This is a genomic window from Rhodopila sp. (genome assembly GCF_035548235.1).
Classification (GTDB): Bacteria; Pseudomonadota; Alphaproteobacteria; order Acetobacterales; family Acetobacteraceae; genus Rhodopila.
In genome coordinates this window covers 1-15,837 of the sequence record NZ_DASZTJ010000299.1, presented here as the reverse complement: position 1 = coordinate 15,837, position 15,837 = coordinate 1, and the positions used below count along the sequence as shown (strand labels likewise).

The 15,837-nt window shown below is 65.6% G+C and carries 15 protein-coding genes; 8 read left to right on the top strand and 7 right to left on the bottom strand.

Going from position 1 to position 15,837, the window contains the following annotated elements; all coding sequences use genetic code 11:
• Nucleotides 1-518: hypothetical protein (locus tag VHB27_RS24590; protein ID WP_325605647.1), on the top strand; the 518-nt coding region annotated here is incomplete at its 5' end.
• A gap of 2 nt (nucleotides 519-520) precedes the next feature.
• Here the strand turns inward: VHB27_RS24590 and VHB27_RS24585 are convergent.
• Nucleotides 521-1,816: an LLM class flavin-dependent oxidoreductase gene (locus VHB27_RS24585; protein ID WP_325605645.1), complete on the bottom strand. Its 1,296-nt coding sequence runs from the start codon at nucleotides 1,814-1,816 to the stop codon at nucleotides 521-523.
• Nucleotides 1,817-1,970: 154 nt separating this feature from the next.
• On the opposite strand from VHB27_RS24585, the gene VHB27_RS24580 reads away from it, so the two are divergent.
• Nucleotides 1,971-2,813, top strand: a complete 843-nt coding sequence (locus VHB27_RS24580; RefSeq protein ID WP_325605643.1) for a transporter substrate-binding domain-containing protein — start codon at nucleotides 1,971-1,973, stop codon at nucleotides 2,811-2,813.
• Nucleotides 2,814-2,918: 105 nt separating this feature from the next.
• Here VHB27_RS24580 and VHB27_RS24575 read toward each other — a convergent pair whose 3' ends face one another.
• From VHB27_RS24575 to VHB27_RS24560, 4 genes are all read right to left on the bottom strand, one after another.
• Nucleotides 2,919-4,310 carry a VWA domain-containing protein gene (locus VHB27_RS24575; RefSeq protein WP_325605641.1) on the bottom strand — a complete coding sequence of 464 codons (1,392 nt, stop codon included), beginning with the start codon at nucleotides 4,308-4,310 and terminating at the stop codon, nucleotides 2,919-2,921.
• Between the two features lie 204 nt (nucleotides 4,311-4,514).
• A complete protein-coding gene (locus VHB27_RS24570) occupies nucleotides 4,515-5,477 on the bottom strand; it encodes an AAA family ATPase (RefSeq protein WP_325605639.1) in 963 nt (320 codons plus the stop codon).
• A gap of 60 nt (nucleotides 5,478-5,537) precedes the next feature.
• Nucleotides 5,538-6,071, bottom strand: a complete 534-nt coding sequence (locus tag VHB27_RS24565) for a helix-turn-helix transcriptional regulator (protein ID WP_325605637.1) — start codon at nucleotides 6,069-6,071, stop codon at nucleotides 5,538-5,540.
• A complete protein-coding gene (locus VHB27_RS24560) occupies nucleotides 6,068-6,955 on the bottom strand; it encodes a S1C family serine protease (protein ID WP_325605635.1) in 888 nt (295 codons plus the stop codon). Before VHB27_RS24560 ends, VHB27_RS24565 begins: the two co-directional genes overlap by 4 nt.
• A 171-nt stretch (nucleotides 6,956-7,126) precedes the next feature.
• Here VHB27_RS24560 and VHB27_RS24555 point away from each other — a divergent pair, with 171 nt between their 5' ends.
• The 6 genes from VHB27_RS24555 (at nucleotide 7,127) to VHB27_RS24530 (ending at nucleotide 14,631) form a co-directional block, all read left to right on the top strand.
• The gene (locus VHB27_RS24555) at nucleotides 7,127-8,065 is read left to right on the top strand and encodes a S1C family serine protease (protein ID WP_325605633.1); all 939 of its coding nucleotides are present in this window, start codon (nucleotides 7,127-7,129) and stop codon (nucleotides 8,063-8,065) included.
• Between the two features lie 102 nt (nucleotides 8,066-8,167).
• On the top strand, nucleotides 8,168-8,977 hold the full coding sequence (locus tag VHB27_RS24550) for a type III pantothenate kinase (protein ID WP_325605631.1): 810 nt from the start codon (nucleotides 8,168-8,170) through the stop codon (nucleotides 8,975-8,977).
• Between the two features lie 29 nt (nucleotides 8,978-9,006).
• Nucleotides 9,007-10,665, top strand: a complete 1,659-nt coding sequence (locus VHB27_RS24545; protein ID WP_325605629.1) for a ribonuclease J — start codon at nucleotides 9,007-9,009, stop codon at nucleotides 10,663-10,665.
• Nucleotides 10,666-11,280: 615 nt separating this feature from the next.
• Nucleotides 11,281-12,591 carry a proline--tRNA ligase gene (gene proS, locus VHB27_RS24540; RefSeq protein ID WP_325605627.1) on the top strand — a complete coding sequence of 437 codons (1,311 nt, stop codon included), beginning with the start codon at nucleotides 11,281-11,283 and terminating at the stop codon, nucleotides 12,589-12,591.
• 119 nt (nucleotides 12,592-12,710) lie between these two features.
• A complete protein-coding gene (locus VHB27_RS24535; protein WP_325605625.1) occupies nucleotides 12,711-13,964 on the top strand; it encodes a lipoprotein-releasing ABC transporter permease subunit in 1,254 nt (417 codons plus the stop codon).
• A complete protein-coding gene (locus tag VHB27_RS24530; protein ID WP_325605623.1) occupies nucleotides 13,957-14,631 on the top strand; it encodes an ABC transporter ATP-binding protein in 675 nt (224 codons plus the stop codon). The genes VHB27_RS24535 and VHB27_RS24530 overlap by 8 nt, the downstream gene beginning before the upstream one ends.
• Nucleotides 14,632-14,664: 33 nt before the next feature.
• On the opposite strand, the gene lspA is transcribed toward VHB27_RS24530, so the two are convergent.
• Together lspA and VHB27_RS24520 are read right to left on the bottom strand one after the other, a co-directional pair.
• Nucleotides 14,665-15,177, bottom strand: a complete 513-nt coding sequence (gene lspA / locus VHB27_RS24525; RefSeq protein WP_325605621.1) for a signal peptidase II — start codon at nucleotides 15,175-15,177, stop codon at nucleotides 14,665-14,667.
• A partial coding sequence (locus VHB27_RS24520) for a class I tRNA ligase family protein (protein ID WP_325605619.1) occupies nucleotides 15,174-15,837 on the bottom strand: 664 nt, incomplete at its 5' end. The genes lspA and VHB27_RS24520, both read right to left, overlap by 4 nt.

Below are 15,837 nucleotides of genomic sequence, written 5' to 3'. Positions count from 1 at the left end.
CGCGCGGTATCCTCGGCGGTTTCCCGCGTGTCGGTTTCGGTTTCACCTTGGGCATCCTGCTGTATTCGTTGGTGCGGGACGGCGTCGGCGAACGGGTGATCAGGGCGGTGCGGAGGGTGCCGTATGCATCGTTCTTGCTCTACGCCGCGCTGCTGGGGATTTTCGCATTCCCCCACACATTCCGGGGCCTCTATCCGCTGCTGGCGGTCGCGACCATCGTGCCGGCGATCATCTTCATCGGCGCGCATCTCCAACCCCGACAGGGGCTGGAGATCCGGATCGCGCGCTTCCTCGGTTGGATCTCCTATCCGATCTACTGCCTGCATGTGCCGATCCTGCGCGCCGTGATCTTTCTGCGTGGCGGCACGCATGGCGCGGGCTATCCGGTCGCGACCCTCGCCGCCGCCGCCACGCTCGTCCTGGCCGTCGCGCTGGCGAAATGGTACGAAGAGCCGATGCGGGCCTTGCTGTCCCGCCGCCTGTCGCCGCGTCCGGCGCAACTGGTGGGGTCCGACTGACCTCAGGCCCGCAGGGTGTCGCGCAGCGTCCGGCCCTCATAGCGCGTCCGCACCAGGCCGCGCCGCTGCAGTTCCGGCACGACGGCGCGGCTGAATTGCTCATAGCAGCCGGGAAACGTCGTCGGCGTCAGCACGAACCCGTCGCAGCCGCCGCTGTCGAACATGGCCTGCAACTGGTCGGCGATATCGGACGGCGTGCCGATCACCTGCGGGCATAGCTCGCTGACCGCGAACCGTTTGGCAGCGTCGCCCAAGGTCAGGCCGTGCGTACGAGTCCCCTGCAGGATCACGTCGAAGGACCCGCGGGAGCCTTCGGCGATCGCCACGTCCTCCAGCGGCTGGTGCAGCGGGTACCGCGACAGGTCCATCCCGATATGTGCCGAGATCAGCGCCAGGCCCAGTTCAGGGTTCACAAGCTCGCTCAGATAGGCGGCTTTCTCCTCCGCGATCGCGCGTGTTTCGCCGACCACGGGATCGACCGAGACCAGGACCTGGCATTCCTCCGGCCGGCGGCCGCGTTGGCCCATCCGCGCGTGGATGTCCGACCGGAATGCCTGCATGTCCGGGATGGCATGCTGCAAGGTGAAGATGATCTCAGCCCAGCGCGCGGCGAATTCGCGCCCGCGTGGCGAACTGCCGGCCTGCATCAGCACCGGCCATCCCTGCGGGGTCCGCGGCACTGTCAATGGGCCGCGCGTGCGAACATAGGTACCGGCATAATCGACGCGGTGGACCTTCTCGGGATCGGCAAAGCGGCCCGAAGCCTTGTCGATGACCAGCGCATCCGCGTCCCAACTGTCCCAGAGTTTCGTGCACGCCTCAACGACCTCGTCAGCGATGTCGTAGCGCTGGTCGCGCGGCGTGGCGGGAAGGCCGAAATTCGCCCATTGCGGGCTGCTGGAGGTGGTGACGATGTTCCATGCCATCCGGCCGCCGCTAAGGTGGTCCATCGTCGCGAAGGTGCGTGCGATCTGGAACGCGTGCTGGAAGCTGGTGGAGACCGACACGCCCAGGCCGATATGGCTCGTCACCCGCGCCATCTGCGCGGCCATCGGCATCGGGTCGAGCAACCCCATCTGGCCACCGTGCGACAGCACCGTTTCGTAGCTGCCCTTGTAGAAGTCCATCAGCGCCAGGATATCGGCGAAGAACAGCGCGTCGAAGAATCCGGCCTCCAGCACCCGCGCGATGTGTTCGTAATACTCGGGTGTCAGGAACGCGTTGTCCGTTTCCGGATGGCGCCACATGCCGTGATGATGAGCGGTGGGACCGGAGAGCAGGAAGGCGACCAGGCGCATCCGTCGGCGAGTCATCGGTTCAACCCCAAGGCGACGTCGTGATCCAGGCAATCAGCGTGCCATACGCCTTGGCACGCTGATTGCCTACAACTGAGACTATCTGCGCTGGCCTCGACTGCTGGGGCGGGCGTGCATCGATCCAACAGGAGACGCCATGACCCTACGTTCGACCCGACGCGGCCTGGCTACCGGCGCCGCTGTCCTGCCCGCCTTCTTCTTCATCGGTTCCGCGCGCGCGCAGAGCGGGGGCAGCACCTTGGACCGCGTCACCAGCAGCAAGCAACTGCGCATGGCGGTGGTATCCGCGAGTCCGCCTTATTTCGTGAAAGACATGGTCAGCGGCGCCTGGAGCGGTGCCGCCGTCGAAATGGCCAAGGGCATCGCCAGCGTATGGGACGCCAAGCTCGTTTTCGTCGAAACGACCTGGGGCAACTCCGTACTGGACCTGCAATCGAACAAGATCGACATTGCCTTTGCCTTGAACCCCACGCCGCAGCGTGCCTTGGCGATCGGATTCACCCGTCCCTATATCACCGCGCCGTTCGGTTGCCTCGCCAAGGCGGGGTTCAACCCGAAGACATGGGACGACTTGAACAAGCCGGATGTACGGGTCTGCTTCGACATTGGTTCCTTGCATGAAACCTGTGCCCGTCGCTTCACCCCGAAGGCGCAACTGACAGGATACAAAAGTATAGACGAGTGTATATTGGCATTGCAGTCAGGCCGAGCGGATGCGGAAGTACTGGCGGCGACGATCGGATTGTCGACGGTGGGGAAGAACCCCAGCATGGGGCCGTATCACCTGTTGACCACGCCAGCGGTGTCATTGCCAAGTTGTTACGGAATCCAGCGTGAGCCGGACACACGGTTCAAGGAGGTCGTAGACGCCTGGATCGATTTCAATCGCGGCATCGGCACGATTCGTGAGCAGATGATCAACGGACTTGCGCTGAATGGCGTGAAACCTGACCAGATACCGTCCGACCTGAGCTTCTGATATCAGCCGGCAGCGATCCTGACCATCCCTTCCGTCAGGGGACGGCTTGGCTGGCCGACGGGATGAGGAAGGGTCAGGATCAGTCCCCGTCTGCTTGAACCGGGCTTAGGCGGCGTCCTCCAGGATGTCGCTGATCACGCGCTCCAAGTGGCGCAGTGTGTTGCAGACCGTCACCAGGTTGCAGAACGGGGCGTAGCGGTACATGTCCGAATCCCCGGTGCCCCAGGCCGACCGGTATTCCGGGTTCAACCAAATGATGCGCTTGGCGCGCTGCGACATCTCGGCCAGGATTTCCGTGCGCGGATCGGTGCGGTTGCCGCGGGCGTCGCCCAGGATGATGATCGTCGTCTTGTTGGTCACGAATTTCATCCAGCCATCGGCGAAATCGGCGAACGAGTTGCCGTAGTTCGACGAACCGTAGCCGATCGTCGACATGATCTGGGTGATCGCGTCCTCGACCGGATGCTTCTCCAGGATGTCGGACACTTCATCCAGTGATCCGGCGAACGCGAAGGAGCGGATGTCCGACAGTGCCTCGTTCACCGCGTACATGAACATCAGCAGGAACTGCGCCATCGCGGCGACGGAGCCGGACACGTCGCACAGCACCATGACGCGCGGCTTTTCGATGCGCTTCTGTTTCCAGACCGTGATGAACGGCACGCCGCCCCAGCCCATGTTGCGGCGGATCGTACGCCGCGTGTCGAGCTGACCGCGCAACCGGCGCCGGCGCGGCTTGGCATAGCGCGCGGCCATCTTCTTGGCCATCTGGCGCACCAGCACCCGCATCCGGTCGAGGTCCCGGCGTTCCAGGTTCGACAGACGAGCGGATTTCAGCAGTTCTTCGCGGAACTTCTCGGTCTCGCCGCGGGCGAACAGCAGCAGGTTGCGTTCGACGAAATCGCGCACCGCGTCGCGCAGGGCCTCGACGCGGCTTTCCAGGACATCGGCCTCGCCGCTGCCATCTCCGGCTCGGCGCAGCGCTTCGATCTGGCGTTCGGCCTGGCGCAGGCCCATGCGGTCCAGGATGCGGCGGGCGTAGAGGTTTCGTTGCGTGAAAAAACGAATGTTCTCGATGCCGGCGTCGCGTGCCGCTTGCTCCATGGCGGTGGCCAGCGCGGCACGGTCGTCGCGCATCAGCAGTTGCGCCAGAGACTGGCCGCCTTGGCCGCCGGAGCCTTCACCGCCTTGGCCTTCACCGGGGGAGGCTGCAGGCAGCGTGGCGTCGTCGGATGGCGCCGCCCCCTCGGACGATCCGGCGAACTCGTCACGTTTGAAATAGAGCTCGAAGGCCTCGTCGTAGAGGTCCTTTTCCTCCGGCGTCTTCGCCAGCAGCAGGGCGAGCGTGTCCTTCAGCACCTGCCGGTTGCCATAGCCGACAAGGTCAACGGCATTGGCCGCGTCGATCCCCTCGGCCGCCGACACGCGCAGCCCCGCGCCACGGGCGACTTGCAGGAAACGACGCAGTGGCTCGCTGGCCGGGGTAGGAGTGGTCACCGTCTGCATCCCCACGCCATGGCCCGGCCGTGCCCCTCCATGGGGCCTGGCCGGACGATCCCATGCCGCCCCGTCATAGCTCGGCTTGACCGGGCCATCCCGTGCCCGGCGGAAGAGACGGCTCGGTCAAGCCGAACCATGACGATCGGCCGCAGCCGGGCCATGACGACAGGGCATAGTTGGCCGTGGTGGGGGGTGGCACCCTCATCCCACCGCGGCCTCGGCCACCGCCTTGTGCGTCATCCCCGCCAACTGCTTGCCGGCGGCTTCGATATCCGCCTCGAACTTCAGCAGCACGTTCAGCGTATCACGCACCAAATCGACGTCCAGCGACGATGCATGCAGCAGCAGCATCACCTTCGCCCAGTCGATCGTTTCGCTGACCGACGGTACTTTCTTCAGGTCCATTGTCCGCAATTGCTGCACGAAGCCGACAAGCTGCTTCAGCAGCCGCGCATCGATCCCCGGCACGCGCGACGCGATGATCCGCGCTTCCAGCTTCTCGTCCGGAAACCCGATATGCAGATGCAGGCAGCGGCGTTTCAGCGCGTCCCCCAGATCGCGCGTGCTGTTGGAAGTCAGCAGCACGATCGGCGGCACGATGGCGCGTACCGATCCGATCTCCGGGATCGTCACCTGGTAGTCGGACAGGATCTCCAGCAGGAATGCCTCGAACTCCTGGTCCGACTTGTCGATCTCATCGATCAGCAGCACCGCGCCTTCGGGCGCCTCCAGCGACCGCAGCAAGGGACGGGGTTCGAGGAATTGGTGCGAGAAAAAAACGTCGCCAAACGCATGCAGCTTGTCCAGCGCCTGCGCCAGGTTGTCTTCCTCGCCGATGACCGAGTTGATCTTGTCCTTCAGGATCTGGGTATAGAGAAGCTGCTTGCCGTATTTCCACTCATACAGCGCCTTGGACTCGTCCAGACCTTCGTAGCACTGCATGCGGATCAGCGGCAGTTTCATCCACGATGCCACCGACTTCGCCAACTCGGTCTTGCCGACGCCGGCAGGGCCTTCGACCAGGATGGGTTTTTGCAGGTGGTGCGCCACGTAGACGGCGGTGGCGATCTGGCGGCTGGCGATGTATCCGGCCTCGCCCAGGCCCTGTTCGACGGCCTCGATCGATCGCAGCGGGCTTGCCTCCCGCGGTAGCGCGTCGTTCACATCCTGCTCCAGCTACTGTTCAGTAGCCGGATCGCATCCGTCGGGCGGAATGTCAAACGGCTATAGTTCGATCACGCCGCCGCGCAGCCCCTTCGCTACCGCTTCCGCGCGGCTCGTCGCCTCCAGCTTGGCAAACAGCGCCTCGAGGTGGAACTTGACCGTGTGAACCGAGATCCCCAGCCGCCGCGCCATCGCCTTGTTGGACAGGCCTTCGCCCAGCAGCGTCAGGATCTCGCGCTCGCGCGGCGTCAGCAGCGGCACATCGTCGGCGGCCGCGAAGCCGGTGCGGGGCGGCGGCATGCGCGGCGGGCGCACCAGCAACCCGGCGGCGACGGCCCGCAACGCGGCATCGAGCTGTTCCGCCGGCGCATCCGGCGACAGCAGCCCGGCGGGTGGGGAGCCAGGGGGCGGGGCCTCGGTCAGCAGCACGACGGGTGCCTCGGACTCCGGCGCTCGTTCGGCCGATCCGTCGCAGAGCTCGACGTCCGGCGTCTCCTCGGTCACGGCGTGGCCCGTCGCCTCCAGCATGGCGGTCAGGCCGCGCCGCCGCACCGGATCGGCTGCGTGGATCCGGACGCGGAGGGCGCTGCTCACGCCGCCGGCCGAATGGCGATGGTGACGGATACGGTCTGCAGCGTCCCGGCGCGCAGCAGCTTCACCGGGACGGTCTGGCCGATCCGCTCCGGCCCCATCGCCGCCGCCAGCGCGCGAGGATGCCCGACCGCGACGCCGGCAATCTCCAGCACGATATCGCCTGGCAGCATGCCCGCCGTTTCGGCGGGCGCACCCCTGACGAGGCTGACGACCATCAGGCCGTTCTGGTGGCCGGTGGACTGACGGAATCCGTCGGGGATCATCACCGGCTGCAGACCGATGCCCAGCCAGCCGCGCGGAATACGGCCCTCGGCCAGCAGCGGCCCGATCACGCGGTCGATCGTGGCGGTCGGGATGACAACGGTCCGGCGCCGCGGGCCCGAAGTGGACATGCCGATCAGTCCGCCGGACAGCGACAGCACCGGCCCGCCCTCATCGGCATTCAGCCGCGTATCGAGCCGGATCAACGCGTCGATGCGTCCGCCGGCCATGCTGTGCCAGGCCGGCCCCACCGCGTGGACCATCGCCAGCCGCCCGGTCGGGCCGCCTTCGGCATCCGATCCCAGGACCAAGGCAAGGCTGCCGGGCCGGGGCGACATCGTGGCCGCCACCGGCAGGGCGCCATCCAGCGGCGTCTCCAGCTTCAGCACCGCGACATTCGTTCCCGGATCGCGGCCGGCCAATCGGGCCGGGACGGTGACCGGGCCGCGGCGGACGATGAGGGGGGCGTCGTCAGCTAGCACCTGTTCGGACGCGACGACCACGTCCGGCCGATACAGGATGCCGCTGCGCGGCCGCTGTGCGCCGTGGATGCCGACGGTGAAGGCGGTGGCGGCGGCGACCCGGTCCGCGAGGCCTTGGGACAGCTGTTCGATCAGATCCATCGTCATGTCTCCTTATAGTGCGGCCAGCTTGGCGCCAGGGAGCCTCCCGGACCATCGGGCGGATGACCGGGACGCAGCCTCGCCGTTTGGCCGGGTGGGGCGGTTCGGTGATTGGACCCATCTGTTTCCACCAACAATTCTGGTTCCCTGCGACCAATCAGGATACGCGCAATGCCTCTCGATGCGACCGATCCGATCCTCGATCCTTATTCCGCCCAGGTTGTCCAAGCGTTTGAACGCGTTGGACCGGCGGTCGTGCATATCACGGCCTTCGACGGCAAAGGCCGCCCGAGCGGCCAAGGGTCCGGCGTCATCTACACCCCCGACGGCTACGTGCTGACCAACAGCCATGTGGTGGGCGCCGCCGCGCGGTTGAGGGCCAGCCTGACCGACGGCCAAAGCCTGGAGGCGACACTGGTCGGCGACGATCCGGCAACCGATATCGCGGTGCTGCGCCTGGCGGGCACCGGTCTGCCGGCGGCGGCGCTGGGCCAGTCGACGACGCTGAAAGTGGGGCAGTTGGTGGTCGCGATCGGCAACCCGCTGGGCTTCACCTGCACCGTCACGGCCGGAATCGTCAGCGCGCTGGGACGGTCGCTGCGCACACGCGGCGGCGGGCTGCTGGACAGCGTGATCCAGACGGACGCGCCACTGAACCCTGGCAATTCCGGCGGCCCGCTGACCTCGGGCGAGGGGCGCGTCGTCGGCATCAACACCGCGATGATCGCGCCGGCCCAGGGCATCTGCTTCGCCATCGGCATCGACACGGCGATCTGGGTGGCAACGCGGCTGATGCGCGACGGGCGGGTGCATCGCTCGCGCCTCGGACTGGCGGCGCAGACCGTGCCGATCATGACCCGTGTGCGCCGCTTCCATGGGCTGGCGCAGCCGACAGGGGTCATGGTCTCCGAGGTGGCGGCGGATGGACCGGCGGCCCAGGCCGGGCTGCAAAAAGGCGACGTCCTGGTCTCTTTCGCCGAGGAGATGGTGGCCGGCGTCGACGACCTTCACCGGATGCTGGTCGCGGAACGGGCCGGGTGCAGGCTGCCGATCCGCCTGCTGCGAGGGGTCGAACTACTCACGCGGGAGGTCGTTCCGGCCGCCGCGTGATGGCCGGGACCGGACCGCTGTCGCCTTGGCGACGCCCATTGTTGACAGCCGCCGTTGCGATCTATCATCTGGCGGACTCTTGATCAGGGTCTCCGCATCGACATGCTGCTCGTCATCGACGCCGGCAACACCAATATCGTTTTCGCGGTCCGTGAGGGCGAGACATGGCGCGGCGTCTGGCGGATCCGCACCGATCCCCAGCGCACCTCGGACGAATATGCCGTCTGGCTCAACAGCCTGCTGACGCTCTGCGATCTGAAGCGCGACCAGATTTCCGCCGCGGTGATCGGCACTGTCGTGCCCGCCGCGCTGTATCACCTCCGCCGCCTTTGTCGCGAGTGGTTCAGCGTCGAGCCGCTGATCGCCCGTGCCGCCCTGGACTGGGGGTTCGAGATCAAGGTCGACAACCCGAACGAGGTCGGCGCGGACCGCCTGCTGAACGCCATGGCGGGGCACAGGCGTTTCGGCGGACCGCTGATTGTGGTGGATTTCGGCACCGCAACAACTTTCGACGTGGTGGATGCGACCGGCGCCTATATCGGCGGCGTGATCTGCCCCGGCATCAACCTTTCGATCGAGGCCCTGCACCAGGCCGCCGCTCGGCTGCCCCGCATCGGTATCGGCCGGCCGCAATCGGTGATTGGACGATCGACGGTGCCGGCGATGCAGTCCGGCATCTACTGGGGCTATGTCGGTTTGATCGAAGGGCTGCTGAACCGCATCATGGGCGAATACGGCGACCGCATGAAGGTGGTCGCGACGGGCGGCCTGTCACCGCTGTTCGCCGAAGGCACCACTATGATACAGCATATCGACCCGGATTTGACCCTGGACGGGCTGCGAATGTTGGCGGAACGCAACCCCGCGCCCACATTACCCAGGGAAAGAACGCGCCTGATCGATCAGGACTGACACCAACAGAAGGACCAGACACTCAGCTTATGGACGCGGAAAACGGCGAACTGGCCTTCCTGCCTCTTGGCGGGACGGGCGAAATCGGCATGAACCTCAATCTCTACTGCTGGCGGGAAGGCGGCAGGGAGACCTATCTGGCCGTCGATTGCGGCATCGGCTTCGGCGGATCGGAACTGCCGGAGGTCGACGTGATGATGGCCGATCCCGGCTTCATCGCCGACCGGCGTGAGGCGCTGGCCGGCCTTGTCATCACCCACTCGCATGAAGACCACATTGGCGCGGTCGCCTGGCTGTGGCCGCAGCTCAAATGTCCGGTTTATGCGACCCCTTTCGCGGCTGCGGTCCTGAAGCGCAAGCTGGGCGAGGTGGGGCTGACCAACCAGGTGCGGATCACCATCATCCCGCCAGGCGGCGCCTTTGAGGTCGCGCCGTTCAAGCTGCGCTTCATCCGCCTGGCGCACTCGATCCCCGAGGCGCAGGCGCTCGTGGTCGAAACCCCCATCGGCATCGTGCTGCACACCGGCGACTGGAAGCTCGACGCTGCCCCGCTGATCGGTCCGCCGACCGACGAGGCCGCGCTGGCGGAGTTGGGGCAGCGCGGCGTATTGGCGATTGTCTGCGATTCCACCAACGCGATGGTGGAGGGACATTCAGGCAGCGAAATGGACGTGCGCACCAGTCTCTCCGCCCTGATCCGAGGCCTGACCGGGCGCGTCGCCGTCACTTGTTTCGCCAGCAACGTTGCGCGGATGGAATCGATCGCGCTGGCGGCACACGATGCCGGCCGCAGCGTCGCCCTCGTCGGCCGCTCCCTTCGCAACATGGACGCCGCCGCTCGGGAGTGCGGATATCTGAAGACGCTGCCGCCGTTTTTGACCGAGGACGATATCGACGACGTCCCAGACGACAACCTGCTGATCCTGGTGACCGGCAGCCAGGGCGAGCCGCGCAGCGCGCTGTCGCGGATCGCGCGCGACGACCATCCGCGCGTGGCGCTGGGGGAGGGGGACACCGTCATCTATTCCTCCCGCATGATCCCAGGGAACGAACGGGCAATTGGATCTGTGCAGGACGCGCTGGTGCGCCGGGGCGTGCGGCTGATGACGGATACCGATCACCTCGTGCACGTCTCCGGCCACGCGGCGCGCGACGAACTGCGGCGGATGTATCGCCTGGTGAAGCCACGCTACGCGGTGCCGGTACATGGCGAGTGGCGCCATCTGTCGGCGCACGCAGAGCTGGCGCGCGAGGCGGGGGCGGAGCCGTTCCTGTTGGAGGATGGCGACGTCCTCACCTTGGGTCCCGGCCGGCCGGCGGTCACCGACAGCGCGCCGGTCGGACGTCTGGTGGCTGATGGCTCGCGGCTGGTGCCGTTGCGGGGCGAGGTCATGAACGCGCGCCGGCGCATGCTGTTCAACGGTATCGTCCTGGGCAGCGTGGCGCTGGATCAGGCGGGGAATCTGCGCGGCCAGCCGTCGGTGTCCGCGCCGGGCCTGCTGGAACCCACGGACCGGGAAACCGAGCGGGTGGCTGAGGATTTCGCGGAGGCGCTGAGGGATTTGCCGGTTGGGCTGCGGCGTGATGATGACGCGTTGAAGGATGCGGCACGAACGGCGCTGCGACGTGCCCTGGGGCGGTTGTTCGGTAAGCGCCCGCTTGTGGATGTGCACTTGATCCGGGTGTAACGTGGCGGCTCAATTCAACTGAGCCGGGTCAACTGAGCCGGGAATGTCCGGTCCATATGGTATCGATACCAAAATGGACCGGACATTTTTACTTGCGGGGAAGAAACGCCCAAGAGTTTGCCGGCCTCGCCAGACCAGCGAAGCCGGCTTTTTTCTGTTATGTATTAGGACGCTCCACCAATTTCTCCGCCTCGGCAGGGTGGACGCTTGTCCATTGCCTACCGAGCGGTTGGCGTTTCCTCCCCAAACCTGACCTGCTTACTAACCGGTAAACAGCCCGTCGCCTTGTTAAACAAACTCTGCATAGGAGTCACGCGGTTTTGTCGCTTTTTAATCCTCTCACATCGAGTTTATTGCCAGAAAATGTTGTGCAGCGCACAAACCTTACCTAAGAAACACGGTTTCCACTTGAAGTTCGAATGAAATATCAGAGGGCGCCGATACAGACGCCGATATTTGCGTTGAGACAAAGTGTACGTCGTCTGTCGTAACGTCCGTGTATAACATTTAGGAATTACAACTATTGCGTGTTGATCCTGCCCTCAGACCTGTAGCGGTCGCGCGCCAAACGCGTTACGAGGGAGGCTTCATCACATCAGCCGGACCCTGAATTTCATGCGACTGTCCCACGGTTTTGTCCCCACCCTCAAGGAAACGCCGGCTGAAGCGCAGATCGCCTCGCATCGGCTGATGCTGCGGGCCGGGCTGATCCGCCAGACCTCCGCCGGCATCTACGCCTGGCTGCCGCTGGGTCTGCGGGTGCTGCGCAATATCGAGCGGATCGTGCGGGAGGAGCAGGACAGGGTCGGGGCGCAGGAAATCCTGATGCCGACGATCCAACCGGCCGAACTGTGGCGGGAGAGCGGGCGCTACGACGATTACGGCAAGGAAATGCTGCGCATCACCGACCGTCATGAGCGGGAAATGCTATACGGCCCGACGAACGAGGAGATGGTCACCGACCTGTTCCGCCAGGCGGTGCGCAGCTATCGCGAACTGCCGCAGATCCTCTATCATATCCAATGGAAGTTCCGCGACGAGGTACGGCCGCGGTTCGGCATCATGCGCGGCCGCGAATTCCTGATGAAGGACGCGTATTCCTTCGACCTCGACCACGCCGGCGCCGTCGTCAGCTATCGGAAGATGATGCTGGCCTATATGCGGACGTTCCAGCGCATCGGCCTGCAGGCGATCCCGATGGAGGCCGATACCGGTCCGATCGGCGGCGACCTCAGCCACGAATTTATTATCCTGGCCCCCACGGGCGAGAGCCAAGTTTACTTCGATGCGGCCTTTGAGGAGATGGATTATTTCTCGGCCGAATTCAGCCCGACGAATCCCGACGACCTGGAGCGGTTTTTCAAGCTGATGACCACGCACTACGCCGCGACGGACGAAAAGCACGACACGGCGCGCTGGGACACGCTGGCGGCCGACCGCAAGCGCGAGGGCCGGGGCATCGAGATCGGCCACATCTTCTATTTCGGTACGAGATACACCAAGCCGATGAACACGACCGTCACCGGTCCGGACGGCAAGCTGGTCCATCCGGAAATGGGCAGCTACGGCGTCGGCGTCTCGCGCCTGGTGGGCGCGGTGATCGAGGCCAGCCACGACGACAACGGAATCATCTGGCCGGATACCGTCGCCCCCTATAAGGCCGCAATCCTGAACCTGAAGGTCGGCGACACGGCGTGCGATGCGATCTGCGAGAAACTCTACGCCGCGCTCGACGGCAATGCCGTCTATGACGACCGGACGGACCGGGCGGGGGCGAAGTTCGCCGATGCGGACCTGATGGGACATCCCTGGCAGATCGTCGTCGGACCCCGGGGGGCGGCATCCGGTACGGTGGAGCTGAAGCGGCGTGCGACAGGCGAGCGGGTGGAGCTGTCGGTTGAGGACGCGCTGGCGAAGATGGGTTAGGCCCTCGCTTTCAGCGGCCGCCGCCGCTTACTCTGACCCCCCGTCCTTGCGGCCGGACGCCCGGACGCCTATAGCCGGCCGCGCCATGCGACGTCCCTCCCTCTGCCCGCCGTCTGCCCATGTTCGGCGCCTTTGAACGCACGGTCGCGGGCCGCTACCTGCGCGCCCGCAAGGGTGAACGGTTCGTCTCGATCATCGCCATCTTCTCCCTGGTCGGCATCGCCTTGGGCGTGGCGACGCTGATCGTCGTCACCTCGGTCATGAGCGGGTTCCAGGTCGAGCTTGTCTCCCGTATCCTGGGCGTGAACGGTCACATCACCGTAGACGCCTATGCCGGCCAGAAGATCGACGGGTACGAGGCGCTGGCCAACCAGATCAAGGGGCTGCCGAACGTCGCCTCTGCGACGCCAGTGCTGGACGGGCAGGTGCTGCTGAGCACCCAGAACGGCGGCGCGCGCGGCGGGCTGGTGCGCGGCATCACCCAGCAGGACCTGCGGGCGTTGCATCCGATCAGCGATCATCTCGTCGCCGGGTCGCTGGCCAATTTCCAGGGAGACGACGCCATCCTGATCGGCGTGGGCATCGCCGCCAGCTATCGTCTGCGCGTCGGGGATTCCCTGACGCTGATTTCTCCCGAGGGGGCCGCGACCGCATTCGGCACCATCCCGCGAGTACGAGCGTACAAGATCGTGGGGATCTTCGATGCCGGGCTGAACGACTATAATACCGGCGTGGTGTTCCTGCCGCTGCCGGCCGCGCAGATCTTCTTCCAGAAGCCGAACGCGGTGACGGGGATCGAGATCCGGCTGGTCAATCCCGACGATATCGGTGTCACCGCGCGGCCCCTGACCCAGTTGCTGCACGGCCGGCCGGTCTATGCGCGCGACTGGCGGCATGCCAACGACACCATCGTCGGCGTGCTGCAGGTGCAGAAGGACACGATGTTCATCGTGCTGGGCATGATCGTGCTGGTGGCGGCGTTCAACGTCGTGTCCTCCCTGATCATGCTGGTGAAGGACAAGCGCGCGGACATCGCCATTCTGCGTACGATCGGCGCGTCTTCGGGCGCGGTGATGCGCATCTTCCTGATGTGCGGCGCGTTCGTCGGCGTCTCCGGCACGCTGATCGGAACGGTGATCGGCATCGTGTTCTGCCGCAACATCCATGCGATCCAGCATTTCGTGGAGCATGTCACCGGCGGTCAGGTGTTTGACGCCTCGGCGTTCATGCTGACGGAGCTGCCCAACACGATCGACTGGGGCGATGTGGTCAAGGTCGTGATCCTGGGCCTCGTGCTGTCGCTGCTGGCAACGCTGTATCCAAGTTGGCGGGCCGCGCGCACCGATCCGGTGGAGGCGCTGCGTTATGAATGAGCCGCTGGTGCTGCAGGGCGTCCGCCGCACCTATCGCGGCGACGGTGGGGACCTGCCGGTGCTCCGCGGCGTCGACCTGACGGTGCGGGCGGGGGAGATCGTGGCGCTGGTCGCCCCATCCGGCGCCGGCAAGTCCACGCTGCTGCATGTCGCGGGCCTGTTGGACCGACCGGACGGCGGCACCGTGCGGATCATGGGGGAAGCAGCCGGCGACCTGGGCGACCTGGAACGCACCGCGATCCGGCGCGATACCATCGGTTTCGTCTACCAGTTCCACCATCTGCTGAGCGAGTTCACTGCGTTGGAGAACGTCGTGCTGCCGCAGATGATCGCCGGGGCAAGCCGCCGCGCGGCGGCGGAGCGTGCGACCATGCTGCTATCGGGCTTCGGCCTTGGGGCGCGCCTGAAACACTTGCCCGGCAAGCTTTCCGGCGGCGAAAAGCAGCGGGTCGCCATCGCTCGGGCCCTGGCGAACGGGCCGAAACTGCTGCTGGCGGATGAGCCGACGGGTAATCTGGATGTCGCCACGGCCGAGGACGTTTTCGAGGCACTGCTGACGACCGTGCGGGACCAGGGCCTCGCTGCCTTGATCGCGACCCATAATCCCGATCTGGCGGCGCGCATGGATCGGGTGGTGACGCTGCGGGACGGCCGGCTGGACGGGTAAGGCCGGAAACTCGCTGCCGTGGCCCGGCGGTCGTTAGGCTGAGCGGGGCTGGCGATGGCCGAACTGGGATTCGACGATCAGCGCTACGACGCCGCAGACGATAGCGGCGTCGGCGACGTTGAACACGTACCAACTGTAATCCGTCCCGCCGACGGCGATATGGGCGTGGATGAAGTCGACCACGGCGCCGAAGCGCAACCGGTCGATCACGTTCCCCACTGCACCGCCGGCGATCGCGCCGATGGACGCGGCGGTGATCGGGTTGTCCGCCTTGCGCAGCCAGATCCCCAGCGCCAGGACGATCACCAGCGCCAGGACCGCCAGCAGCCAGTGCGCCGCGGACCCGAGGCCGTTCAGCAATCCGAACGTCACCCCGCGGTTCCATACCATCGTCAGGTTCAGCACCGGCAGCAGCACGACCTGCCGCAGTTCCGGCAAGTCGAGCACATTCAGCACCCACCATTTGCTGGCCTGGTCGGCGACCAGCACGGCCAGCGCCATGATCACTCCAAGTCGGAACCGGGCGTTTCGGACGGGCGTGTTCATGCCGGCTTGCACACCAGTCCCGATTCCACCGCGTCCGAACACCTCAGGCACAGGGTTGGATGCTTCTCGTTCGATCCGACTTCCGTCAGCACGCGCCAGCAGCGGACGCATTTCTCGCCGGCGGCGGGCGTGACCTTCGCGAGGGGTTCGTCCGTACCCGACACGATCGTAACGGAGGAGACGATCGCGATCTCTTCCCATGCAGCTTCATCCAGCAGTTTGGCATGCGCTTCGTTGAGTGGCAGTTCGACCGCCGCCTGCAGCGACGAGCCGATCAGGTTCGCCTTCCGCGCATCCTCGATCGGCACGGTGATGCGGCGTCGGATGGTGCGGATGGTCTCCCATTTGTCAGCTAACGCGGAGTCATGCCATGCGGTTGGCGGCGTCGGGAAAAGTTCCAGGTGCACGCTGGTCTGCTCGCCGAAACGGGCGCACCAGGCTTCCTCGGCGGTGAAGCACAGCACCGGGGCGAGCCAGGTGCACAGATAGCGGTGCAACTGGTCCAGCACGGTCCGAGCGGCGCGGCGTCGGAGGCTGTCGGGGCGGTCGCAGTAGATGGCATCTTTTCGGATATCGAAATAAAATGCCGACAGGTCTACCGCGCAGAAATTATGCAGCTCGGGATAAACGCCCGTCCAGTCATAGCTTTCCGTCGCCTTC

What these genes read in the sequence shown, in the direction of transcription:
- VHB27_RS24550 (WP_325605631.1), top strand. Translation starts at nt 8,168, where the DNA reads ATGCTGCTCGTCATCGACGCCGGCAACACCAATATCGTTTTCGCGGTC.
- lspA (WP_325605621.1), bottom strand. Translation starts at nt 15,177, where the DNA reads ATGAACACGCCCGTCCGAAACGCCCGGTTCCGACTTGGAGTGATCATG.
- VHB27_RS24545 (WP_325605629.1), top strand. Translation starts at nt 9,007, where the DNA reads ATGGACGCGGAAAACGGCGAACTGGCCTTCCTGCCTCTTGGCGGGACG.
- VHB27_RS24585 (WP_325605645.1), bottom strand. Translation starts at nt 1,816, where the DNA reads ATGCGCCTGGTCGCCTTCCTGCTCTCCGGTCCCACCGCTCATCATCAC.
- proS (WP_325605627.1), top strand. Translation starts at nt 11,281, where the DNA reads ATGCGACTGTCCCACGGTTTTGTCCCCACCCTCAAGGAAACGCCGGCT.
- VHB27_RS24535 (WP_325605625.1), top strand. Translation starts at nt 12,711, where the DNA reads ATGTTCGGCGCCTTTGAACGCACGGTCGCGGGCCGCTACCTGCGCGCC.
- VHB27_RS24530 (WP_325605623.1), top strand. Translation starts at nt 13,957, where the DNA reads ATGAATGAGCCGCTGGTGCTGCAGGGCGTCCGCCGCACCTATCGCGGC.
- VHB27_RS24555 (WP_325605633.1), top strand. Translation starts at nt 7,127, where the DNA reads ATGCCTCTCGATGCGACCGATCCGATCCTCGATCCTTATTCCGCCCAG.
- VHB27_RS24560 (WP_325605635.1), bottom strand. Translation starts at nt 6,955, where the DNA reads ATGGATCTGATCGAACAGCTGTCCCAAGGCCTCGCGGACCGGGTCGCC.
- VHB27_RS24580 (WP_325605643.1), top strand. Translation starts at nt 1,971, where the DNA reads ATGACCCTACGTTCGACCCGACGCGGCCTGGCTACCGGCGCCGCTGTC.